At 39.7% G+C, this 24622-nt stretch carries 24 protein-coding genes and 4 pseudogenes; all 28 read right to left on the reverse strand.

Features of this window, described 5'->3' with window-relative positions; all coding sequences use genetic code 11:
* Positions 1-326: 326 nt before the first annotated feature.
* Positions 327-1222, reverse strand: a pseudogene (locus WG932_RS06285) (IS982 family transposase).
* Between the two features lie 1261 nt (positions 1223-2483).
* Positions 2484-2717: a hypothetical protein gene (locus WG932_RS06290; RefSeq protein WP_483087365.1), complete on the reverse strand. Its 234-nt coding sequence runs from the start codon at positions 2715-2717 to the stop codon at positions 2484-2486.
* A gap of 232 nt (positions 2718-2949) precedes the next feature.
* Entirely contained in the window at positions 2950-3846 is an 897-nt protein-coding gene (locus tag WG932_RS06295) for a DNA topoisomerase (RefSeq protein ID WP_483087366.1), read from the reverse strand.
* A 41-nt stretch (positions 3847-3887) separates the two neighbouring features.
* Positions 3888-5252, reverse strand: a complete 1365-nt coding sequence (locus tag WG932_RS06300) for a DNA topoisomerase (RefSeq protein WP_483087367.1) — start codon at positions 5250-5252, stop codon at positions 3888-3890.
* A gap of 637 nt (positions 5253-5889) precedes the next feature.
* Entirely contained in the window at positions 5890-6144 is a 255-nt protein-coding gene (locus WG932_RS06305; protein ID WP_483087368.1) for a hypothetical protein, read from the reverse strand.
* Position 6145: 1 nt separating this feature from the next.
* A complete protein-coding gene (locus tag WG932_RS06310; protein ID WP_483087369.1) occupies positions 6146-6661 on the reverse strand; it encodes an Imm26 family immunity protein in 516 nt (171 codons plus the stop codon).
* Between the two features lie 233 nt (positions 6662-6894).
* Positions 6895-7533 (reverse strand): RHS repeat domain-containing protein, encoded by a 639-nt coding sequence (locus WG932_RS06315; RefSeq protein ID WP_483087370.1) that lies wholly within the window; start codon positions 7531-7533, stop codon positions 6895-6897.
* Positions 7534-8187: 654 nt separating this feature from the next.
* Positions 8188-8529 (reverse strand): type II toxin-antitoxin system HicB family antitoxin, encoded by a 342-nt coding sequence (locus WG932_RS06320; protein ID WP_149395041.1) that lies wholly within the window; start codon positions 8527-8529, stop codon positions 8188-8190.
* Positions 8526-8678, reverse strand: a pseudogene (locus WG932_RS06325) (type II toxin-antitoxin system HicA family toxin); the annotation flags it as partial. The gene WG932_RS06320 and the pseudogene WG932_RS06325, both read right to left, overlap by 4 nt.
* A gap of 381 nt (positions 8679-9059) precedes the next feature.
* On the reverse strand, positions 9060-9251 hold the full coding sequence (locus WG932_RS06330; RefSeq protein ID WP_483087371.1) for a hypothetical protein: 192 nt from the start codon (positions 9249-9251) through the stop codon (positions 9060-9062).
* Between the two features lie 73 nt (positions 9252-9324).
* Positions 9325-9708 (reverse strand): ParA family protein, encoded by a 384-nt coding sequence (locus tag WG932_RS06335; protein ID WP_483087372.1) that lies wholly within the window; start codon positions 9706-9708, stop codon positions 9325-9327.
* Positions 9709-9720: 12 nt separating this feature from the next.
* On the reverse strand, positions 9721-10443 hold the full coding sequence (locus WG932_RS06340; protein WP_483087373.1) for a hypothetical protein: 723 nt from the start codon (positions 10441-10443) through the stop codon (positions 9721-9723).
* A gap of 41 nt (positions 10444-10484) precedes the next feature.
* Entirely contained in the window at positions 10485-11222 is a 738-nt protein-coding gene (locus WG932_RS06345) for a relaxase/mobilization nuclease domain-containing protein (RefSeq protein ID WP_483087374.1), read from the reverse strand.
* The gene (locus WG932_RS06350; RefSeq protein WP_483087375.1) at positions 11222-11602 is read right to left on the reverse strand and encodes a plasmid mobilization protein; all 381 of its coding nucleotides are present in this window, start codon (positions 11600-11602) and stop codon (positions 11222-11224) included. The genes WG932_RS06345 and WG932_RS06350 overlap by 1 nt, the downstream gene beginning before the upstream one ends.
* Before the next feature lie 130 nt (positions 11603-11732).
* Positions 11733-11996 carry a hypothetical protein gene (locus WG932_RS06355; RefSeq protein WP_483087376.1) on the reverse strand — a complete coding sequence of 88 codons (264 nt, stop codon included), beginning with the start codon at positions 11994-11996 and terminating at the stop codon, positions 11733-11735.
* Positions 11997-12130: 134 nt separating this feature from the next.
* On the reverse strand, positions 12131-12292 hold the full coding sequence (locus WG932_RS06360) for a transposase domain-containing protein (RefSeq protein ID WP_483087377.1): 162 nt from the start codon (positions 12290-12292) through the stop codon (positions 12131-12133).
* A 493-nt stretch (positions 12293-12785) separates the two neighbouring features.
* Positions 12786-13364: a T9SS type A sorting domain-containing protein gene (locus tag WG932_RS06365; protein ID WP_483087378.1), complete on the reverse strand. Its 579-nt coding sequence runs from the start codon at positions 13362-13364 to the stop codon at positions 12786-12788.
* A 12-nt stretch (positions 13365-13376) separates the two neighbouring features.
* Positions 13377-14057, reverse strand: a pseudogene (locus tag WG932_RS06370) (matrixin family metalloprotease).
* Positions 14058-14236: 179 nt separating this feature from the next.
* Positions 14237-14614 (reverse strand): hypothetical protein, encoded by a 378-nt coding sequence (locus tag WG932_RS06375; protein WP_014022475.1) that lies wholly within the window; start codon positions 14612-14614, stop codon positions 14237-14239.
* Between the two features lie 360 nt (positions 14615-14974).
* The gene (locus WG932_RS06380) at positions 14975-15472 is read right to left on the reverse strand and encodes a transposase (protein ID WP_483087379.1); all 498 of its coding nucleotides are present in this window, start codon (positions 15470-15472) and stop codon (positions 14975-14977) included.
* Positions 15473-15703: 231 nt separating this feature from the next.
* Positions 15704-18793, reverse strand: coding sequence for an efflux RND transporter permease subunit (locus WG932_RS06385; protein WP_483087380.1), 3090 nt, complete (start codon positions 18791-18793; stop codon positions 15704-15706).
* Positions 18794-18805: 12 nt separating this feature from the next.
* A complete protein-coding gene (locus WG932_RS06390) occupies positions 18806-19645 on the reverse strand; it encodes an efflux RND transporter periplasmic adaptor subunit (RefSeq protein ID WP_483087381.1) in 840 nt (279 codons plus the stop codon).
* Positions 19642-20316 (reverse strand): hypothetical protein, encoded by a 675-nt coding sequence (locus tag WG932_RS06395; RefSeq protein WP_483087382.1) that lies wholly within the window; start codon positions 20314-20316, stop codon positions 19642-19644. The genes WG932_RS06390 and WG932_RS06395 overlap by 4 nt, the downstream gene beginning before the upstream one ends.
* Positions 20317-20337: 21 nt before the next feature.
* Positions 20338-20508, reverse strand: coding sequence for a hypothetical protein (locus tag WG932_RS06400; RefSeq protein WP_483087383.1), 171 nt, complete (start codon positions 20506-20508; stop codon positions 20338-20340).
* Positions 20509-20615: 107 nt separating this feature from the next.
* Positions 20616-21761: a TolC family protein gene (locus WG932_RS06405; protein WP_483087384.1), complete on the reverse strand. Its 1146-nt coding sequence runs from the start codon at positions 21759-21761 to the stop codon at positions 20616-20618.
* A gap of 81 nt (positions 21762-21842) precedes the next feature.
* Positions 21843-22286 (reverse strand): hypothetical protein, encoded by a 444-nt coding sequence (locus WG932_RS06410; RefSeq protein WP_483087385.1) that lies wholly within the window; start codon positions 22284-22286, stop codon positions 21843-21845.
* Between the two features lie 634 nt (positions 22287-22920).
* A pseudogene (gene nhaA, locus WG932_RS06415) lies at positions 22921-24263 on the reverse strand (Na+/H+ antiporter NhaA).
* Complete coding sequence (locus WG932_RS06420; RefSeq protein ID WP_188463344.1) at positions 24248-24604, reverse strand: SpoIIAA family protein; 357 nt, start codon at positions 24602-24604, stop codon at positions 24248-24250. Before WG932_RS06420 ends, nhaA begins: the two are co-directional and overlap by 16 nt.
* Between the last annotated feature and the right edge of the window lie 18 nt (positions 24605-24622).

Genomic DNA, 24622 nt, shown 5'->3' on the forward strand with positions numbered 1-24622 from the left:
TTGGTAGCGTGAGAAGACTAGCTTAATGTTCAATGTGCTATTTATGAATCTAAATAAAAAAGTGGAATTAGAGCGAATTTTACTTTTCGCAACCCTTATCAGACTTTTTAATAAATACTCTTGAGCTTCAAATTCTTATAATATGCCCCCTTCACTTCTCTCCTTCGCGTAGTCATCTATTAAAACAAATCAAAAATTGCTTCTTTCAAACAAGGCAATTCTGAAACAATATATCGATGACTTCCAAACTATTACAATAATAGTAATAATTCAACTAAAAACATAATACTAATTTATTAAAAAATGTTAATAACCTGAGTTCGATTTTAGCATATGGCAATTTGGTTAGTTTGAACGGTTTCATATTTGATTCGGGGCTTATTCGGAAAAAAAGTATATGCAATCAATCCTGTTATCAAGTTTGTAATGAAATTATTGAAAGAACGATGCCTAGAATGCTCAATCTGGCACATGTTTTTCAGTTCGTCATTTACCGTTTCAATAACCGCTCTTTTTCGGAGCAAGATCTTATCCTTTAGCTCCATCAGGGTATTTTTCATGTTGTTTCTGATATTGGTAATCAGGTGAAGGCCATCCATAAACAAGATTTCGGTCAATCCTTTTGAAATATACCCTTTGTCAGCATAAAGTTTTCCCTTTAATTTATTTACAAACTTTTTATTCTTCAGGGTTCTCTGTCATCAACATTACCCTGTGTGATTACAAAATTCAGTATCTCCCCTTTGTCATTGATTACCAGATGAAGCTTAAAGCCAAAGAAGTACCCCATGGTAGATTTACCCACCTGAGCAATGTCTTTGAATACCCTATTTCGCTTAATCCTCTTGTTTTTAGAAACTCTAATAGGGGTAGAATCAATAAAGGCTATTCCTGTCCCATCTCCTAAACAACAGGTTTTCAAGAGTATAGTCATTGGCAACGAAGCGGATTGCATCAATTCCACAAACCTGTTGTATGAGACCGTATTTGGGAATAAATGTTACATATGGACCTGCACATAATTGAGATAAAAGTGTTTCATATTCCGATAGCCTCCTGTATGAAACATCACCATGATTGTAATGACCTCGCTGGGGCTCATTTTCGCAGTTCTCTTAGGTTTATTTCCTAGGAGATGTTTTTCGATGGATTTGTCAAATTCAATGCAGAATTCATCAATAAGATAGAAAATTTCGGTGATTTTGCTGTCAGTCAAAGTCATGTTTGAGTAGTTAAATTGTTGATATTCACACCTTTAATTTAACAAAAGAACATGACTTTTTCTATTTTTTACAGTGTTTATTTAAATATTATAAAGATTAAGTATAGTTAATTTATTAATAAATAAATATTTAATAATTATTCATATTAAATAAATGAATTAAAAGATATTAATTCTTAAGCACCTTTGAACCAGCGGATTTCGTGAAATTATTAATCAAACTCAGGTTGATAGATAAATTTCCGCCTTGTAGATTTTTGGCGTTAAGAAATTTAAGCAGGGATTGGCAAGGACACAGGCATGTTTGACCAAGGTTTATAGAATGAGTACTGGGGAAGCAAGTGGACAAGTACAAACCTAAAAATCAGGGGGTTGCCTGTGTGAGGGTAGCCTTAAATTTTAGCCAAAAAGATACTCAGCGGCGGGGTTTTTGGTTACTTTTTTGACCTGTAGAAAAAAGTAAAAATGGTTATTTTATATAACTTAGTTTAGTAAAAAACTGGTTTGCCATATAAAAAATAATCCCAGGCAAATTTTAAATCTTTACTAATAGGAAAGTAAAAGAACTAATAGAACTGTTACTGGTTCAACGTTGTCTGGTGAGTTTGGCTTACTAAAGTGATTTCATCCTTGAAAACAAAGGTTTTCCGTTCATTTCTTTTCCATTGATGAAAAGAAACGAACCAAAGAAAAATCTAGCCAAAACTAAACTTCCACCCACAAGGCCCTCGCACCCTCGTAGTTTTGGCCCGGCCACCGCGCTCTTAGTTTAGCGAATACATTAAATTTCCATATCTGGTCTAGATTTAGCAAAGTGTACCTTATACACTATAAGTGATAGATAAATTTCCGCCTTGTAGATTTTTGGCGTTAAGAAATTTAAGCAGGCATTGGCAAGGGCACAGGCACTGTTTGACGAAGTTTTTGGTTTAGTAAACATTAAATAAACAAGGCCAATATTAAAACCAAAAACTAAGGAGTTTGCCTGTGTGCGGGAGGCCTTAAATTTTAGCAAAAAAGATACTCAGCGGCGGGGTTTTTTGGTTACTTTTTTGACCTGCAGCAAAAAAGTAACAAATGCAATAGTAAATATTTTGGCATAGATATAGGAAATTGAGATGCTGGGCTTATTATTACAGTTTTTAGCAAAGGTAAAGGCATATTGAATATTTATCCGTTCATTTCTTTTCCCCTTACTTGCTACGCATCGGGACAGGCCCTGAATAAGACAGGGTAAACAGGATGAAACCAGAAACACCTCTCATTCATCGGATTTCGTAGATTTATTAATCGAACTCAGGTTAATAGGGTTGCCACTACCGGATCTTTGAAGACTTTCTCCCAGCTCACTTAAACCATCTACCATCTTGTTTTTAGCTGATTGGGTCAAATCAGAAGCTGCTTGCATTTTGGCACCTTTTTCTTCGGCGTACTTTAACCCCGAAATATGCAATAGACAATCTATTACGTGCTGAAATCGCTTCAAAATACCCAATCGTTGGTGTTTTCAATTCCACCATAGCGGTACTATGCTATCCAAACAGCCTAATTTTCTTGCGATTGCAACACTTCCCGTAAACACGTGAAATCCTATTACATAATCCGGGTAAGAAGAGTTTGGGAGAATTATGGATATTTGGCAGTGTTTTAAGCTTTGCTTTTGGTTTTAGGCATAGGATAGATATTCCACCTGGGCAGCAGTTTTTTATCGATACTATTTCAATAGTTTAACCAACTACACTCTCCTTCAATAGAGATGTCACCAGCTCAACAGTCAACGGTTTCTTGTTCGCTTTTTCCCGGAGGGTATCAAAAGAGTATCTAAAGTCACACCCTTCTTTATAGGCGCTGCATCCATAGGCTGTTTTTCCTCTTATTATGGTTCCTTTATTGCAAAGAGGGCATGAAATGACAGGAGGAGTTTTCTTAGAAGCCGCCGAGTTGGCTACTTTCTTTTCTACCAAAACGAGTTGAAATTTCCCATTGAAACGTATCAATCCTTCTTTATCTCCAGTCGCCGTTTTAAATCCCTTTAAATTGACCGTAGATCCTTTCTTAATTAACCTCAAATATTGATTCTCTGATATAGTTTTTCCTTCGAAAGAAAAAGGAAGTAAAAAGTCACATCCCTTTTTATAAGCGCTGCATCCGTAACTCGAATTTCCTTTTAGCAAGGACCCATTCTTGCATTTTGGACAGGGCTGTCCCACAAGTGTTGTTGCTGATTTTTCTTTCTCAGGAAGCTTGTTTTCAGTGGTATGCGCTATTTTAGTATGACTTTGTTCCCGTATAACATCATAGACCAAATTCGCCACCATTTTTTTCATGTTCACCACAAAAGAACCCGCATGAAATTTCCCTTTTTCTATTTCTTTCAATTGCTTCTCCCACTGTCCTGTAAGTTCTGCAGAGGTCAGCAAGTTATTCTTAATAATATCGATCAATTGCAATCCAGTTTCGGTGGGCAAAATTTGCTTCTTATTACGTTCAATGTATTGTCGTCTAAACAGTGTTTCAATGATATTTGCCCGAGTAGAAGGGCGACCTATGCCATTCTCTTTCATTAAGTCTCGCATCTCTTCATCGTCAACTTGTTTACCGGCAGTCTCCATGCCTCTTAGCAAAGTTGCTTCTGTATACTGTTTTGGAGCTTTGGTTTCTTTCTCTAGGAAAGAAGGTTCATGTGGCCCTTTTTCCCCTTTTTTAAAAAGCGGGAGCTCGTCTTTCTCCTTTTTTCTTTGCCATCTGCAGTTTCAAAAACAACCCTCCAGCCTTTTTCTAAAATCACCTTTCCTCTTGCTTTAAACGGGACCGTACCTACTTTTCCAAATACGGTGGTATTGTCCACTGTACAGTCGTCATAAAACACTGCGATGAAACGCTTGGTAATGATATCATAGACTTTTAGCTGATTGTCGTGTAAACTATCCTGCATACCTGTAGGAATCATGGCATGGTGATCGGTTACTTTTTTGTCATTGAAAACCTTAATAGACTTTTTTAATTTCTTCCCCAAAATGGGTTGAGTCAACGACCTATATTTGGTTAGCTTCACTAATATTCCTGGTGCTTTGGGGTAAATATCGTTCGGTAGAAAAGTGGTGTCAACTCTTGGGTAGGTGATTAATTTTTGTTCGTATAGTTTCTGTGCGATTTTGAGCGTTTCATCGGCAGAAAGGCCAAACTTATTATTACAATGCACCTGTAATCCTGTTAAGTCAAAAAGCTTAGGTGCATATTCCTTTCCTTTTTTCTTAGCAACTGAGACGACTTCAAAGTCATTTTCTTTGACCTGGTTGGCAAAAGTCTCCCCGTCTTCTTTCTTTAAAAATTTCCCTTCTTCACAGTTAAATACAGTCTCTCTATACAGGGTTTGTAGTTCCCAGTAGGGTTGTGGCTGGAAATTTTGAATTTCTTTAAACCGATTAACGATCATGGCCAGTGTAGGCGTTTGAACTCTGCCAATGGACAGCACTTGTTTGTACCCACCATGTTTAACCGTATATAACCGGGTGGCATTCATTCCTAACAACCAATCTCCGATTGCTCGAGAATAACCAGCATAATACAAATTATCGTATTTCGCCGAGGGTTGCAATTTGTCAAAGCCTTCTTTGATAGCCTCTGTGGTCAAAGATGAAATCCATAAGCGTTTGACTTCTCCTTTATACCCCGCTTGTTCAATTACCCATCGTTGAATCAACTCTCCTTCTTGGCCGGCATCACCACAGTTGATCACCAGTGTAGCTGAATCAAATATCTTTTTTACAACGTCAAATTGCTTCTTGACTCCCAGATTATCAACAATTTTAGTTTTGAATTTTTCAGGAAGCATAGGAAGGTGACTGAGGTGCCAAACCTTCCAATGAGGTTCGTAATCGTTCGGCTCCAATAAGGTGCAAAAGTGCCCAAAAGTATAGGTAACGATATATCCGTTGCCTTCATAGTACCCCTCATGCCTATGATTAGCTCCTAGAACAGCCGCTATTTCACGGGCGACACTTGGCTTTTCTGCAATACAAACTTTCATCTGAAACAAAAATAGATAAAATAGCCTAAGCTCAACGGAGTGCAGGCGCTTTTAGGTTGTTCAAAATGAAGTAACCCCTGTGGATCAACCTGATAAAAATTACTTATCAGAAATTTAGTTATTTCTGGATATCTGAAATTTGAAGGGATCCAAGGAAAGGAATATTTCTTTGTTTTTCTATCCCAGCGAGCTGCAATTGTAAATGGACGGATTCACCATTGATCCACGGTTACCAAACCTTCTAATCCAGCATAATTTCATCTGGTTATAATTGTTTTCAGTTGCCACATGGAATCTCGCAATTATATTCATCCCTCCGTGCGTCGCCTTCGTCATGCTCGATTTCATCTGATTTTTTCAAGTGAATGAAAAATAGGATGCCCTAGAAGTTACCTTGGATTATCTGGTTGGCTACAGTGACCTTAAAATCTTGGATAAAAAACCCTCCAGCAGTTGGAGGATATAGATTAACCGCCATAGCAGGATAAACAGAATATTTTCTATACTTTGGACAATCTCATAAAAGCCGCCAAGTTTAGAACATTATAAAAGTCAGAAGCCAGGATTATCCTGGCCTTGCTATTTTATTGTAAAACATTTTTAGCGTCAACCCATGAATAATATGAGACTCTTTAAGCTATTCTTTCTGTTCGTTTATAAACACTGCTTTCTCCCATAAGTTCAATGCCTGAAGTATCGATTTGATTTCCCTTTCCTTTTCTTCACTCGGCACAATATCCAAGGAGATATCCGTATAATCCTCACTCATCCCCTGATTCCATACCTCACCAATACCTCTTTCTTCAATGGTTTCGGCCAAAGTATGGCGTATCTTTGAGTTATTCGAAGAATAAGGCCCGTCCAACTCGATCCTGATCGTTAGAGATTTCATGTTATTTCCCTTCAACAACCTCAATACTTTTAAGTGTTTTCTCATACAAAAGTCGGTCATAGTCTTCTCTCCATTCACCAAAATTATGGAAAGCCTTTAAAGCCTTCTCAAACCCAATCGGGGATCTGCTCCATTTGAAGTCCAGCTTGGAATATTCCTCCTGAGATATTGGCCTTACCTTTTGCCCCTTATAATTTGTTATGTAACAGTCCCCAGGCGGAGTCCCCAATTTAAAATAGGGCATTCTTATGCCTTCTACATTTGAGGGATGGTTTGCTATGATCTCCCAGTCACCGTGGTACAGCTTGGCATCTGTGGCAAATCCTAATAAAAAGTATGGAGTATTAACGACCTGTGTTATTTCAGGTATTTTATTTCTTTCCGTTAAATCTTTAAATACGGTCATTACAAAACTATTTTTGCTTGGAATCCTAACTATCTGTCCAAAACCAGTTAAAGTCTCATTTACCGGTATCGTGAATACATCACCTTCCTTTAATTTCATTGCCAAACTCATTTTTTTCGTATAACATTTCTTTGCTTTGATGTACCGCCATCTGGATTAGATTTATTTGTCGGACCCTTAAGGTCGTCTAGCGCCCTCTGCTCTCTTAGGTCCAAGTCCGTTCCAGAGTGACCCCTATCTATAATAAAATACTCAAAATCCGAGTCTTTATATTTTCTATCATGCTCGTTTTGTCTGGCCTACATACGGCTTGAGTATCCTCTCATTATCAATCTTGAGATATATTATACCGGGGGTTCTATGTTATTGTCTGCATCATCGGAAGCCATCGGGCGAACGTTGATTGAACCGTCTTTTCCGAATTCATACTTTCCGTAATAATTGTTTAACCCTTGCTTCTCTATCTCGCTTAAAGTAGTGTAAGGCTTTCCGGCTAATTCTTTGAATCTATGTTCCTCATAGGTTAGAAGGCTGGCATAAATTGCCGAAGAACCGTTGTCCCCTGGTATAATAACCATCAAAAAGGTCGAAACCGCACCGCCAACCATCGTTGCTACAGGTGGCCCCATCCTCATAAGCTTTCCGGCACTATTGACGAACATTCTACTCTTATGCAAAGCCCTTCCAGCCACTTCCCCCGATGTGACCACGGTTGCCGCGGCCGTCGTAGTCTTGCCGAACTTATCCACAATTACTTCCTCCTCCAAGCCATCAACGTCTATGGCCGCTATTGGGCTTAGCCCCGCAAACTGATATGGCGTATACCAAGGGTAATCCGGAGCCAACGGATCCACACTCAAAAATTTCGCTATGGAGGGGTTGTAGATCCTGAACCCATAGTCGTAATGACTCTGTCCGCCCCACTCACCATTGGAATCTTCTTGCTTCCCATTAAACCCATAACGATAACTACTGTCCTGCACTGCCCCACACTTCCTGGCTCCTCTCTAAAACAGTCCACCGGACTGTTTCTTAACGTTCGGCCCGCATCCATAGCCAATCCAAAAGGGTAGTAATCCGTAACATTGACCACAGTGGCCCAGGTGGAATCCTGGTCGAGATGGATATTATCGGTTACTACAGCCAGGACATTTCCAAGGTGATTGGACAGTTCGTACTGTTTACCTCCCAGGGTTCGGTAGCCTGCTTTGGATGCGTAATTGATCAGACCTAGTCGGGAACTGCCTTCAATTCAAATTTGAAAGAACTTTTTTGCCCTTATTGACGATCCTAAAGATAATTTTTTTCTTTCAATCGCAAAGGTTTCAATTTAAAAATAGAAAAGATCGGTCTTCAAATCCCGTAAGAATGAAGGTGTTAAGAATTCATTCCTTATTCGCGATCTGTAAATATTTTTTAATTGTGGTGGAATGAACATAGGTAAGGGAATTGCAAATTCCCATTGATAGGAAGGTGTAGATTAATCTACACCTAGTTTCCACTAGTCATTCTCAACCTAGCTAGGGATAACAGGGTGTAGAGGATTCTACACCCATCCGGAGCGTGTACGGTGAGTAAATGTGTGTTGGATAAAACAAAAACCCCTGATTTCTCAGAGGCTTGCAACTTGTGTTTTACTAAACTTTTTCTTTTGTTACTCGCGAACGTATGGATTCTGCAACAAAGTTGTTTAAAGACATTTTAGCTTCTTTTGCTAATAAAGCTGCCTTTTGATGTAATGAAGCTGAAATACGAACATTAAAGCTCCCTTTATAGGGTTTCTCCGGTGTTTTACCTGCTTCTTTACAATCAGCTAAATAAACATTTATTGCTTCTTTAAAATCGTTTTCTAACTCTTGACCTGTTAAGCCTTCATAAGAAATTAAACCTTGAATACCGAGTACCTTTCCATAAAGTAAATTATCATCATGGTTATACTCAATACTCCCTGTGTATCCTTTGTAATCTAAATACTTCATAAGTCTAAAACCTCCTTTACTTGTTTTAATTGGTACGCTTTCATTATGCCACTTGGGTGCGGTTTGTGCAACATAATCGGTACACCCGATTCGTTTTCAAACTTAACCCTTGAACCACTGGTTTTACCCTTTTTTATCTCCTCAAAACCAAAGTAACCTAAAAGCTATACCATTTCATCGTAATGAAAATCTTTAGGCTGTGTAAGAAATCGTTCCAGTAGTTTTTCTTTCTTAGACATAACACGAAGTAACTGTATTTAGTTGCTATTTCAAAGATTTTTTTAGAACGGTAAATACTTTTTTACGTCTTCTTGTAAATCGTCTAAACTGTTATCTAAATACGCTTCTGTTTTGCTTACGTAATAATGACCAGCCATATATTGTCCCCCTAGATGTAGTTTATGCCTTAGTGAGCAGGGTGTAGGTTTGCAAAACACCCTTCTATTCTTTCCAATTTGCAATTGGAATTGGACGTAATTACCAATGATCCACGGTTATCAAACCTTCTAGTCCAGCATAATTCCACATACTCAAACACATGTAATCATCTTGTGCCATGCCGGGTCTATGTATTCGTTATAAATGGATTCAAAAACAGGTTCGATTACCTCTATGATATTCGAAGGAATGTCATAGGTAGTGATCCGCTGGAAATCTATTCTTTCAGTGATGCTGCTGGTGACTGCTCCGAAATTTTTCAGCGCGTCCTGAACTGATTTCATGGTTTCGTATTTCACACTGCTCCGCACCCTATTGGGAATAAATATGATTTTAGCATTCGGATTAATTTTTTGATTACAAAGGAAAACTCGATGGTAGAGGACACGGAGTATTCGTCATAACTGAAGGGACATAGGATGAGGTCCGATTTTTGGAATACCGGAACAAGTTCATCATCATCCATTTTACCCGCCAGGTCAATGATGCTGACCTGATTTTCTTTTTGGTGTCCTTTTTTTGTATGGCATTAAATTGAGACAATTCGGCGGCCTCTACGGGGTACAATGGCGTGTTTTCAATCACTTCTGCCGCCTGGGCTTTGTTGTATAGCGACCGTTGAAAGTCCATGTCATAGACCTTTACCGCTTTGTTTTTGGCCAGGGTTAGGTAGTTGGAAAATAGCACCGAAAGGGTACTTTTACCGACTCCTCCTTTTTGGTTTGCGAATAGGATTATCATATGCATTGGTTTTTATCTGATGCTTCTCTTTTTGTTGCCTTTATCTTTGTTTCTTCTCCTGCCATGCATTGCTTCGTCGTCCACATCCTGATGGATATCCAGGTTAAAAGTGGGAAGTGGGGACACTGTCTCCCAGTCTGGTTCGGCGTATTCATTGCCCAAAGTGTGGAATAAGACCTTTTCGCTGTCCGCTTGTATTGGTAATTGAACTTTTGAATTAGAACCTGATTCGATATAAGCAGTTTGTTCTGCCCCATTTCGGAGAGGGACTTCCCAAAGTCTGGCAAATCTGTTGTATTCTTTATTTTGCAGAATGGCTTCCAGTCGAATAAAAAACCGCTCTTGGGTGTCCAGTAAAAACAAGCGCTTTTCGTTTACCAGTAGGTGTAATTTGAATTCCTCAAGGCCCATTTGGAGGTTGGGATAATCTTCCAAAACAGACAGTAATTTCAACCGGTAAGCCACATTCTCTGGAAAACGTTTGATTCGGGAAAGGGTATCTGAAGCGCCTGTAATGCTTTTATAAGCAGAAATATCTGATGGAAAAAGGAAATTGATCACTTTGACTTTATCCCTGGTTTCTTCCTGATTCAGGTTTTTAAGCGGATAGATTTCACCTCCCTTAAAAATGATTCTCCTGCTATGGTCGATAACCGTATAGCCATAAGGTGTCTTGCCATTCCTGCCATGAAACACCAGTTCTATCCCAAATTTTTCTTTCAGAAAGTCGGCCATTTCTGACCGGTAGCCCTTTGGTTTACCAAGGCGATTGCCTTTCAGCGGTTCAAATATTGGAACAGGGGTGCTGCAGTAAACCTTCCTGTACTTTTCAAACAAGGCATGTAGCTGCTTTTTCTTGCCTTATCGATGGTATAGGCATTGGTCTTATGCATTATTTCCTTTAGGGAAAGTTCGCCTTGTAGCAAACCAAATTTATAAAGGAACAATTTATCTTCTTTTTCCTGAAGGTTATATCCCCGAATTTCCAGGTATAACTTGGCTTGGTTGAGGGTGGAAAAGGTAAATGATTTTAACTGATCAAGAACCTTCCTGCATTCCTGTGCCGGATTTCTTTCCATGATCTCCAACATGCATTTTTGTGCCCTGATCCTTTCCATGCTGTCGTTAATCTTTTTGCCGTCGTTGCCGATTCTGGTAGAGACCATATGGACATGGTTGTTTTTGGTGTCGCCGTGGAATACGATCAGGTAAGGATTATCGCCATAGCCCATTTTTTCCAGCCACTTCTCCGCCATTTTGGTGAGTTCCTTCTTGTTGTATTCCCGTTCCTTGCAAGAAATAATGGCATGGAATTGTTTGTTTTGCACCCTGGTATTCCGGTTAGAATGGACTTTTAGAAAGGTTTTCATTTCAGCAGGGCTTACTTTTTGGACCGATTGCAGGTAACCGAAATTTTTGAATTTCATCAGCTCACCTTTACCGGACTGCATTTTATTGGTGTTGTAGGACACTCCTTTGAAAGTACTGGTAGATGATAGAATTTTGACGGTCATCAGCTGATGGATTTATAGATTTTCCGAAAAGTACTGTTCATGTCACCCTGAAAGTCAAGGTATCGGGTTAGTAGTGTATTAAACCTTACAAATACCTTAGGGTCCAGGTCACTTACTTTGGAATATTGATTGGCATGCCTGGCCAGTTGATTGATATTGTTGTTTACCCTACCCTGCTCAGCTGCAAGATCAGACAGGGTATTAAGCAATTTATCTGTCTTGATAATGGATGCATCTCCCTGGATTTTCCGGATCAGGTTCCTGAGCGTATCGCTTCTGGAAATCCCTGCACTCCCAGCAAAATCATCCAGGAATTTTGCCTCCTGCGCTTTAAGCCTAAAGGTGATTTTGTGTGTTTTATTTTCTTGGGTATCTTTCATATTTTTCAGGTTATCTGGTTCTTGCTAATTACTGACAGACCCAAAGAGAAGGAAAAAATATAAGGAAGGAAATACGTAAAAAGGGCTATTTTACGCGGATACGTAGGTATGCGTATATAAGAGTGGAGGTTTATGTAGGTATATGTACATTGACTGCTTGGTTCCTGTCAATTACCATGTTAGCTGCCAGGGTATTTAAACGCTCTCTTTCCAAAACTTCTTCCAGTTTCTTTAACCTACGGGCCATAATTTCTGGTGTATCAATTAGTGGATTTTGGTGCTTTTTAGGGGATTGGTCCATAATGGGTGATTTGGATTCTGGTCCAAATTTAGGGAGCCACTGGCTAACGGAAGCAGAAACCGCTAAATTAAATTTAACAGCGGTGGTTCTCATGCTGTCATCAGAGTTCAGATAATGCCGAACAACCTTTTTTTAAAATCGTCCGAATAGTGCTTTACTATTTTCATGGTTTAAAAGTATCCGTCCGAGGAACCCAAGCTAGGAATTAGTGTAGGGAATGTTTATAGTCAGGCCTTAATTCTATATTCCTCCCAGTCCAAGGGAAGGAGCTGGTAGAGAACTTTTTGTTTGTGGGACTGGATCCTTTCAAAGACATCTTTCAGCCACTCAAACTCATTGACATAGTTATTCTTGCAGCTGGCCATGAAAGAATACATGCCTGCAGCCATTTCTGCTGCCTTATGCGATCCTGAAAACAGGTAAGCTTTTCGTCCTGTCTTATGTAAGGCTTTTCATAACCTGGGGCGGAAAAACTACCTGTTCACAATCTGCCAAAAGCACGGTGTAAATCCCCATGATCGGCTGCTCGAAGTGCATCGAAAACTCAACGACCTCAACTATGAAGGTAGATTCTCCGACCTGCTGCCCCACAGGTGGAAACATCACCACGTGAACCCAAGCTAATTATTAATAGGAGGTTGGCCGTTTGCTTACGGTTTTTCTCGATGCATACCCTCCAGGCACCGCAAAAATTCATCAACCAGCGGATCCGTGTCAAAAACAAACCACAAAACAACCCGGAGGAGGCTAATATCAACCTTTCCTCGGTGGTTACTTATTCGTTTTCCAAGAGAGTCAAGCTATCATTGGATAACTCTTGGCGAGTGGTGTCTGGGATCAAATTCTGGAGGCCGGCCAATCAAAGGTTTTTACTGTTATTTTCTATTCTATTTTAATTTTTTTCACTTGATACCTGTCACCGATGGAATAAGTCACATGATAAATACCGGGCTGAAGATCGGAAACATCTATGGTAACTTCACAGCTGTCTACTGAAATGCTCTTTCGCAGAGTATTTTGGGAATCCATAACTAGAATTTCCCCTTTGATATTTTCTTCAGTTTCACTCCTGAGATGAAGTATATCATTGACAGGATTGGGATAGGCAGTCACACTGTTGTCCTCAATCCCAAAACAGGCCATAGGATAGAGGGAGACGGTGCCCCTTGGTCCCTCGCAGGCATCAGGACCATTGGAAACATTGCAATGCACGGAAATGTAACCGCTGCTGCCCACATTAATATCTATGGACTGTGTGCCCTGTCCACTTAGAATGGTGCCGCCATTGACCGTCCAGTCATAATCCACTTGAGTGATATTGGCAACAACGGTAACTACTTGGTTTGGGCTAACACAAGTAGGATATTGATAGAAATCAAAGTCTGGATATTCCGGTCCTACTTGGATTTCCCTGGTAATTTCCGTATTAGCACATCCCGTTCCCTGTAAGGTATAGGTCAAGGTAGCCGTCCCTTAAACAGTCATAGGATTTACAAGATTTAGGTTTGCTGTTGTTCCTGTGCCGGAACTATTTGTGAAAATATGGGATGGGCTGACCGTCCATGCAACTGATATACCAGCTGGTACATCCTGAATCGTATATGACCCGCTGGAACAAAGAGCATCAGGGCCATCAACCAATTCCCCACTATTAGGTAAACCATAAAGATTTTGTATCCCAGCTATATCATCTTGTGTCAAAAACCGATGAGACCCATTTTGTATCCAAAGAGCATGACCACCTGCCATCAATGCAGTATTTACATTAGAATGATCCAAACCTATGGCATGGCCGATTTCATGGGCAGCAAAAGTAACCAAATCCATAGGTTGGTTATCATTACTTGTTTCAGCTATGGTCCAATCTTCGCTTTAATCAAAATGTATATCTCCAGCAAGGGGGTTAGTGGTTTCACCAATAAGTGCGTGAGCATACACCCCATTAGGTCCATCAAATGGAGCCCCATCTCCATGGTTCCACGATCTCCAAGAAATAACTATGTCTGCATTGTTAGCATTACATACCTCTAAAAAAGCTATATCAGTTTCTGCTTGCCATATATCAAATGCATCTCTTACCCCATCTTCTTCAAGATCCCCGCTAATATCTGGGGTCCCATTATCAAAAAATACGTAATAATTCGGTCTTCCCATACATTATTCCCATTTCCAATAATAACATATTTAGGATTTATGACGTTTTCGTTGGATTTCTTTTTATCCGGCTTCCCATCAAGAAAGACCATATCAGAATCAGAATTCTGAATGGTTTGGCTGAATACACTAACCGAGCATAAAAGCATGATGAGAATAAAGTAAAACTTTTCCATAATTTAATCCTTAATGATTTCAATACTATCAATATGTAAATAATAATTTTCCTGAGCTACAGTGATAAGGTTAAGCTCATCACAATCTTCTTTTAAATCACCACTTACCACAACTAGCATTCCTTCACTTTTAAATTCTTCAGGTAAATTGCAAATATATCCAAGTATATGCATATCAGGTGATTCACCAGTACTTATATAATACATTTGGTTCCTGTTGTCCAACAATACCATTCCCTCTTTGTCTACCCACTGTTTGATGGTTTTTCTTCCGGGGTCACATGCGGCCAGTTCACAATTTGTAGGCTCTTCTTCTTCGCAACCAAACCCCAAGAGGCTTAATAGTCCACCTAGAAATAAGAGTATTTTGAATTTTTTCATATTATTCTAAATTTTAAGAATTGGTAATAATTTTTGGATTAGAAAATTAGAAAATGCTGATCTAAGTCCCGGAATTATTTAAGTTGACCTCGTGAGAAATACCAAATTTTGATTGAACACCATCCTATTTTCATATTTGAAAAAATTATTGAGCCACACTTTCCTTTAAGACTAAATGTTAACAATTTATATTCCTAATACTTAATTTTCCCACATTTTCTTAAAAAATAAAGTGAATTATTGACAAACGGTACATCGGGGAGGGAAATTTTATTTCAAGGATCCAAAATGACCCCGGCTAGGTGTAGTTTATGCCTTCGTGAGCTGGGTGTAGGTTTGCAAAACACCCTTCTATTATTTTTAATTTGCAATTGGAATTGGACGGAATTGCCAATGATCCACGGCTATCAAACCTTCTAATCCAGCATAATTTCTTGCACTCGAACACATGTAGTCCTCTGGTTTTTCCACGATTCCTGCCCTTACCGGATTCTCATGTATATAATTCATTCTACTTTCAATCATTTCAGTTCGATAAAGTTCGATAGCATGGTTTTCATGTGTCCAAAATTGCATCTCCCCAGTTCTTTTATTAAATTTCGCATGATAGGCAAAAATTATCTTCAACCATTCCTTTCTGCTTTCCTGAGGGTTTTCAATTATCATTTTTAGCAATTTCTTGCTTGTAAATTTCTTAAAATCACGCACCCATCCTGATAATTTCGCATCTTTTTGTTGAACAACCAAGTGAAGGTGATTGGTCATGATGACATAACCAAAGAGGAAAAGTCCCTTTTCCTTTCTACAATAAGCCAGATTTTCCAAGATAAAATCTCGATAGACTTTTCTTGAAAACATAGCTACCCATCCCGCACCTGGGATGTGAAAAAATAGTGCATTTCATCGGCTCTTATTCAGAAAACATCCCACGATCTTCAGTCTATAATTCATAGGCTGAAAACTGAAGACCAATACGTCAAATTGAACAGGATAACTTGTCAGATCATCTCCTTCTTCCTTAGAAATTTAAATAAAATAAACCCCAGGGAATTTCCCTGAGGTGTTATGATTAAAGAAATTAATGAATTATTAAACAATAGATTTTCGCTTGTTTACTAACTCATACACACATGGTATGACAAATAGATTAAGTAAAGTGGCAGAAAGCAATCCTCCCAAAATTACGACCGCCATAGGGCTCTGAATCTCATTTCCGGCCTCTCCTCCTTTTAGCGCCAAGGGAATCAAGGCCAGCCCTGTAGTTAATGCTGTCATTAGAATTGGGTTAAGCCGATCCATGGCACCTTCAAGCAGGAGTTCGTCTCCGCCTTTCCCTTCTTTCCTAAGATCTTCATAACGTGAAACAAGTAGAATTCCGTTTCTTGTTGCGATTCCGAATAAACTGATAAAACCAATTGTAGCTGCGATGCTAATTACTCCGGAGGTAAAATAGACGATCAGAATTCCTCCAATCAGAGCCAAAGGTAAATTAAGTAATACCACAAAGGAAAGCTTGATGTCCTGAAACTCGTAATACAGCAAAAGGAAAATAATCAGAATAGCCATACCTGCTGTGATTAACAGTAGCTGAGATGCTTTGGCCTCACTCTCAAACTGTCCGTCATATTCTACCCGATATCCATCAGGGAGCTGAATCTCATCTCCGATGATTTGCTGGATATCATTGACAACACTTCGAAGATCCCTTCCTTGAACATTTGCTGCAATTACAATTTTTCGTTGCACGTTTTCTCTACTTATGGTATTTGGGCTACTTACAGAGCTTATATTTGCGAGCTGATCGAGCGGTATCTGGCCTCCGCCGGGAAGAGAAATCAATGCCTGTTCGATGCTTGCTCTTGTACTTCTGGATTCAGCTCTGAACCTTACAACTAGGTCAAAATACTGTTGTCCTTCATAAATTTCACCTGCTTTTTCACCTGCAAAGGCAATATCAACCTGCTCCATCAATTGATACACTGTCATCCCGTTGGCTGCCAGTAATTGACGATTCGGAGTGATCCTCAGTTGAGGAACCTCTACTTGCTGATCTACAGCAACATCAGCTATCCCTTCAATTGGTTTGATGCTCGTTTCGATATTTTTGCCTAGTTCAAACAATCGCTGTAGGTCAGACCCAAAGACTTTGACAGCAATGTTGGCCCTTGTACCAGAGAGCATGTGATCAATCCGGTGCGCAATGGGTTGGCCAAGTGTTATACTTGCGCCTGGAACTACACTCAGTTTGGTTCGCACCTCTTCGAAAAACTCCTCTTTGGATTTATCAGAAAGTACAAACGGAACGTCGATTTCAGCGGCATTTACACCCTGAGCATGCTCATCCAGCTCTGCCCGACCCGTTCTTCTGGTAACAACGTCTACCTCGGGCATGTCCAAAAGCAACTGCTCTACCAGCAATCCTGTCTTGTTACTTTCCACCAAGGACATTCCGGGAATACCTACGACACTGATCACTAACGAGCCCTCGTTAAACTCTGGAAGGAAGCTTCGCCCAAGCTGTGCGAAAAGGATTAAGCTTAGTATAAATGCCCCAGCTGTTAGACCGATGATCCATTTGGGGATTTCCAGGGCTCTGCGTAAGACTGCGGAATAGTGCTTTTGCAACCAACGTTCAACTTTGGTTCCTTCCGCTTGTTTTTCAAGTACCTTTTCATTTTTCAACAAATAGGAACAAAGAACTGGCGTCACCGTAACTGCTACAATCAATGATGTCAAAACTGAGGTGATAAATGCAATTCCCAAAGGCTGTAATAATCGTCCTTCCATGCCACTTAAAAAGAAAAGTGGAATAAAAGAAACAATGATGATCAGCGTGGCAATTATGATCGAACTACGGATCTCAACTGAAGCATCCCGAACTACTTTTAGAACTGACTGACGCTGTTCAATAGGCTTGCGAACGTTCTCTCTCAATCTTTTGAATACATTCTCAACATCTATAATCGCATCATCCACCAATGCACCTATCGCAATGGCCATCCCCCCAAGACTCATGGTATTTATCGTATATCCCAAAAGGTTTAATACGATTACCGATACCAATAACGAAATTGGAATTGCGACTAAAGAGATTACCGTAGTTCGCCAATTCATCAAGAAGATGAACAGGACAAGCACTACGAAAAATGCTCCCTCAAGTAAAGTTTGATTCAGATTCGAAATAGAAGCCTCGATGAAATCAGACTGTCTGAAGATTTGGCTTTTGATTTCCACACTAGCTGGCAGCGTATTTTGCAAATCTGCTATTGCCAGATCAAGACTCTCAGTCAGTTCCAATGTGTTGACATCAGGTTGCTTAGAAACAGTGAGAATCACAGCTGGTGATGCATTCAGAGATCCATCTCCGATTTTGTCTGCTGCTCCAATCTGCACGGTGGCCACATCTTTTATTTTAATGGATTGTCCATTTACCTGCTTCAAAACTGCCTCTTGCAAATCTTCCACTGCATAGGCTCTGCCACTTCCTTTGATGATGTATTGATTTCCAAATTCATTCATTACGCCTCCCGGAGCATTCATATTGGAAGCCCTTACTTTTTCCAATAATTCCCCCAGCGTTACATCGTAATATTTTAGCTTTTCAGGGTTGGCGAAAACTTGATATTGCTTATAATCACCGCCTATCACTACCACATTTGCTATCCCTCCAATGGATTTAATCCGTGGGCGGATGGTCCAATCAGCTAGGGTCCGTAACTCCATGGGAGAAAGGCTATCCGAGGTCACTCCCAAAAGCATGATTTCGCCCATGATAGATGAGATCGGTGCCATTGTTGGTGTACTTACTCCCTCGGGTAAATTTTCCTGAACCATTGGAATTCTCTCACTCACAATTTGCCGAGCACGATAGATATCTGTACCCCAATCAAATTCTATCCACACAATCGATATTCCCGCAGCAGACGAAGAACGAATTCTTCTGACATTTGGAGAACCGTTCATTGCTGTCTCCAACTGGTAAGTGACCAGTTTTTCCACTTCTTCTGATTCCATCCCATGTGCTTCTGTCAAGATCGTAACAGTCGGGGCCGTCAGATCAGGAAACACATCCACATTCATCGTCCGTGCCAAAAACAGTCCTGTAATAGTGAGTATCACTGCACCAAAAAGCACTAACAATCTATTGTGAAGTGAAATCGATAATATTTTATTTAGCATAGCTTAAGTACATTAATGTTCATGGCCATGCGCTGGTGCCTGTCCTGACATAGAAGACATCTTCACCTGATAAGCACCACGCGTAACAACTACTTCACCCAGCTGCACGCCTTCTAAAATCTCCACTTCCTCTCCATTTCTTCTCCCAATGCCTACTGGTCTCCTTTCAAAACTTTCTCCTGACAGTTCCACGATCACAGAATAATTACCATAATCTTCCAGTAAAGCTGATTGAGGAATAACTGCTGCCAGTTTGGGGTGTCCAAAAGCTAGTTGAACCTCTGTGAAACTACCTTCAGGCATTTCTACTACATCGTTGATTTCCGCAAATACTGACAGCAGGGGCTGATCACTTTCCACCTCTTTTCCTACAGACAAGACCTTTCCGGTAGTGGCTTTCAGACCAGACCAATGGTCAGATCTGGTTTGATAGTAGATGTCATGGATATTCTGGAGCTGAGTAGCATAGGATGGACTTATCTGGACTTCCAGAAGGCTGGTTTTATGGCTGGTAATTGTCACCAGACTCGCACCCTCAGAAACAAACGATCCATTATCCACAGCTATTGATTTTACATAGCCTTCAAATGGAGCCAGGATTTGCTTGCCTCCTGAGGAATATCCTGCGTTAAGGGTTTCATATGTTGACTTGGCCACTAAATACTTCTGCTCCACCAGCTCAAATTCTGCCTTGGGTACAATCTTGGATTCAAACAATTGCTTCTTTCGCTCATATTCCTGGCTTGCCTGCTCATAGGCCGCTCTGGCTTTCTGGATCTCTGCAGAAAGGTTATTTGAGGTCAATTCCGCACTGCTGACAGACATGAGTACTTGGCCTTTTTGTACTTTCATCCCTTCGTTAAGATTATTGCTACTGAAGTTGATTTTCCCTGAGTTGGGCGCAATAAGGGTCTGGTAATCCGAAGGGAAACCTTCCATCTTCCTGAAGTAGGGATGGTTTGGTAGATCTCCTTTTCTACAACTTTCGCAGTCTGAAAATCTATTTTCCAAGCCTGTTCTTTAAGAAAGGTGATAGAACCATCATCTGTTTCTGCCGTGTTCAAATCGTTTGCAGCATCTTCCATGGAAGCGTAGACTGTCACACCCTGAATCACTATTTTATCTGTAATTGAAGGAGTCTCGAGCTCAAATACCAGTTGATAGATCCCAGCTTCCCTTGGTTGTAAAGAAGGTTTGAATATTCCAGGGGAATCGGGGGCATCAACCGAATTTCTTATACCGTTTTCCCCCTTGATCAGACTGACCGTCAATGAACCCTCGCGGACTGGCTGATGCCTATCCATAATTGTAAAATGAGCGGCAAATCGACTGGTCCCACCTACAACCAAGGCAGGAAATTCCACGAACAATTCCGTTTTATCCGTCCACACTGTAGCATCTACAGATGGGAATTCTTCTATTTCCACCGCATGCCCACCATTTGCATCATGGGCATGATCCTCCTCTTCCTTTGCCTGACATGAGGCAAGGAGGAGTGTAATCATTAGAATTACATATCGCATAATCAATATCCTTTGAATAGATTAATGATCGCTGTGAGTAGTCCCGTCGTCATGGGTATGCTCGGTAGAGTCTTTTTCTACCTTGAATTCTTCTTGATGATGATCGGCATCCTCTGCATCATGTGCATGGCCGTGTTCTTCTTCTGTAGTATGCATGTGACCATGATCATCGTTGTTTTTTTGTTGCCACATGAGACAGAAACGATCAAAAGTAGTGCGAATAGAATATTTGAGATTTTCATAATTTTTGTAGTTTGAATGTTATAATTGATGTTTTAATAGCTCAGCTTTGGATTGATTTAACTGTTTTTCCATTTCCAACATGGAGTCGAATGCCTGCTGATAGAATTGTAATTCGAGGTAATACTGCATAAAGGAAAGTTCACCCAATTTAAATGCCTGAAGCAATAATGCTTCACTTTCCAAGGACTGTAGCGTGGAATGGTATTCCTGATATTTTTCAGCATCACTTGATACACTTCATATTCACCCAGAAATTCACTATGCATAACATCTGTTTTGACTTGGGTAAAAGACTTTTGGTAATCATAGTTTGCCTCAGCGGCCTTGACAGTATTTCGACTACTCCACAAGGGAATAGAAACTCCACCATAAACCCCTGAATAATTAGCCTTTGCAACCCCTTGATAGTTATACCCTGCAGTTAGATTAGGAAGCGACTTGTTCTTGGAAAGTTTGATTTGCTGATTAGCCACTTTTTCTTGCTCTCTGAGGATTTTTAATTCAGGATCTCTTTGTATTTTTTCCAGCCATAAATTTTCTGGATCATCAATAGTCAGAGAGCTTAAGTAATCATTTTGAGTAAATTTCAACTCGTTTCCACCATTCAGGTTTTGAAGTTGAAGCATGATTTTATTTCGATCTGCATTCAAAATATCCAGCTTAAACTGTTCTTGAATCCAGGAGATCTTAGCCTTATTGAGTTCAAGAACACCGGCTTGTTCGATCTCAAATAGCTGATTAATCTGTTCAAACAACTTCTTAGACTGCATGACTCTGACTTGCTCAACCTTCTGTTTTTTGGCAAAGAATATCAGTTCATTCAATAGTTTGACAGCTGGAAGCAATACCTCTTGCCTTTTCAATTGGTATTCCATAGCGTTCTGCGCCTCTTGCATCTCAATGAGGTTACCACGGGAGCTGTATACCGTTGGGAATTCAAAGGACTGGGTAACTTGAAACTCCGTGTAATCTCCTGAGGTGTGATTACCAAATGGAAGGTAATATGCATCCGCCTGTGGATCAGGGAGGTTATTTGAAGCTTTTTGCGATAGCTTTTTACTTTCCAAAAAGGAAGAAAAAGCCTTAAGCGTGGCATTATTCTGTTCAATTTGCTGTAAAGCATCCATTGTACTGGGAGACTGAGCTGCAGCAACAAACGAAAATAAGCACACGCAAAAAGCGAGTACATTATTTTTTAACATGAAGTTGAATTTAGAATGAATCAATAGTTCTCAATGAAATCAGTTCATTGACTTTGATAGGTTATCAAAGATTGATTTATCCTAAAGTTGGAGGCCCTCGAAGCGGTGAGGAAGTATAGTAATAAAAGTTATTGAAATCAGGTAAAAAAGGAATACCCGTTTTTTTGTGAGTATAATATCAAGCGGAATTTTCTGCCCGTCCTGTTTTGCAATAAAAAAGTTAGTTTTCTTGCTTTGATTTTGCTCCTTTACACATTTCTCAACTACCAAATTATTGTCAACCAATTGATGTGCGTGGGCGTGGTTGGTTAATAAAAAAGAAATAAAATCGAAAGGATTGTGTTTGGAGGGATTTTGGTTGTTATGGTGTTGACCTTCTTCTTGATGTGAATGATGCTTGCCTTTATTCAAATCATGACTATGAGACTCATGATGATGATGAAAATGTGGGAATGAGTTGTGCATCATCATGACTAGCATAATGAGCAACATAAAAGCACCCCCTATTTTTCTTAGTTTTTTCATCAATAATCAAAAGTATGAATTTCGAATGGCAATTCATATTTTTCAGAATTTTACGGAAAGTACTAGTTTTGGAAAATTATTATGTTGATTTTTTAATTTTGGTGAAATCCAGTTAAACTGGAATGGGAAAAGCCGATTTAAACCAAATAGGTTCATAGATAAAGGGCATTGTATCAGAAGTTCTAGATATTAATCTATAAACGGAGTTTCAACAAATCGTATTTACTACTAGTAAAATTTCGGAATATTCTAGTAAGGTGATTTCCTGATCCTTTTTTGAGACTGCTATAGATTGTTGTAGTGTACTATCACCTATTTTTTAGTTTATACTGGAATATGGACTAACCCGGTGGTATTAATATTTAGTCCATTAGTCGTAATATCTTTATATCTGCTCTAGCATAATTCAATAACCTGTTAGCTTACCAAACCCCTATCATTTTTGGATTTTTCTGAGTAATATGCCCTATTTTTAGAAAATCAGGCTCTGGGACTACCAAATTCAGAATGAAAAACAATTAACCAACTCGTTAGTTATACATTAAAATCCCTATTGTTTTTATTCAGAAATGATGAAGTCTTATTTGTTATCGGCCAAAGCAGAAAAACATCAAAAGTAATATTCTCAGATGTATCATATATTTTCAATTTTGGGTTTGGTAAATAACAATGTAATGATCCCACCCAATGCAGCAACTAGTGAGGCTATTAAAATACTGATCTTGGAGATCTTGATAAACTCAGGATCAATAAACGCAAGATTTGTAATAAACAGTGACATGGTAAAGCCTATGCCAGCTATCATACCCATGCCGATAATATGTTTCCAACGTAGGGAGGTATGTAGTTCTGAGATGCCGAGCTTTTCACCAACAAAAGTAAAAAGACTAATACCGAGCACTTTACCGATAACCAAGCCTAATACAATACCCAAGCCTAAAGAACTGGAAACCACCTCTAAAATTCCCACATTCAGCTTTACTCCGGCATTGGCAATGGCGAAGATCGGAATAATGAAAAAAGCATTAAAGTCAATCAAAGCGTTTTCCAATTTAAGCAAAGGTGGCCTTGAGTTTTGCGTGTCCTTTTTCATGGCTTTAAGGATTTTGCTTTGACGAGTGTCTTGCATGGGGTCGCGGTTCTCAATGTCCGTTTCTTCAAGTGCGGCCACATTCTTAGCGGTACGCTCTTTCAGGATTTTGCTGTCCAGTTTGGGTTTTACTGGAATGGTGATGGCGAAGAGTACCCCTGCTATTGTAGGATGCACCCCGGAATTGAGAAAGCAGTACCACAAGGCCAAGCCTCCTAAAATATACCAGATTAAGCTTTTTACACCAAACCGATTGCACAGCATTAATAATATAAATATGCCGACCCCAGTACCAAGGAATAACCAACTCAGCTCATTGCTGTAAAACAGGGCTATGACCAATATGGCTCCCAAGTCATCAGCTATAGCGAGAGCAACCAGAAAGATTTTAAGCTGTGACGGCACTCTTTTGCCCAATAAACCGATGATACCCAAGGAATAGGCAATATCGGTAGCCATAGGTATTCCCCAACCGCTAATATTCTCTGTTCCAGTATTGAGACTGACAAAAATCAAAGCCGGTATGGTCATACCACCTAAGGCAGCCAAAAGTGGCATTGAAGCTTTTTGAAGGAAGACAATTCACCCACCATAATTTCCCGCTTCAGCTCCATACCGGCTACTAAAAAGAATATGGCCATCAGCCCGTCATTGATCCATTCTTCTATGGTCAGTCCAAAACTGAAATGCTCTGAAAACTCAAAAATAAATTCGTCAGTGAGGTAGTGGTGATATGCATCGGCCCATTGGGAATTGCCCAAAACCAAAGCGAAAATAGTAGCTGCAATTAAAAGCAAACCACCTGAGGTTTCCCTATCCAGAAACTTGCGGGCAGTCTCTCTGATGTATGCTAACCCGGTATTATTCCTATCTACTGATTGATCCATTCCTTTGCTTCTTCTTTTTGTTCACTATCAAAGTATCGGATTTCAGCATTGGTGAATGGCTTCATGAACTGAGTGATCCAATCCTGCCATTTTTTGTCGCCCACCATAGCAATCTTTTCATAATCGTCAGCGTGAGACATATCCATTTTTAAATCTTTCCAGAAGGCATTGAATTTCCATCCGGAAAAATTTTCCATCTCAAAGTACCACCGTACTTTCTGTCCACGGTTCACGATGTTATGAATCAGCGGGTGAATTTTTTGAATGTCAGCTTCAGTCAGGTTTTCCTGAGCTTTCGTAGCTATTACATTGTTTTTGGTAAATTCTAATATTGTTAGCATGTTGGTTTATATTATTAG

It is taken from the genome of Cyclobacterium sp. SOCE241 (assembly GCF_056867545.1).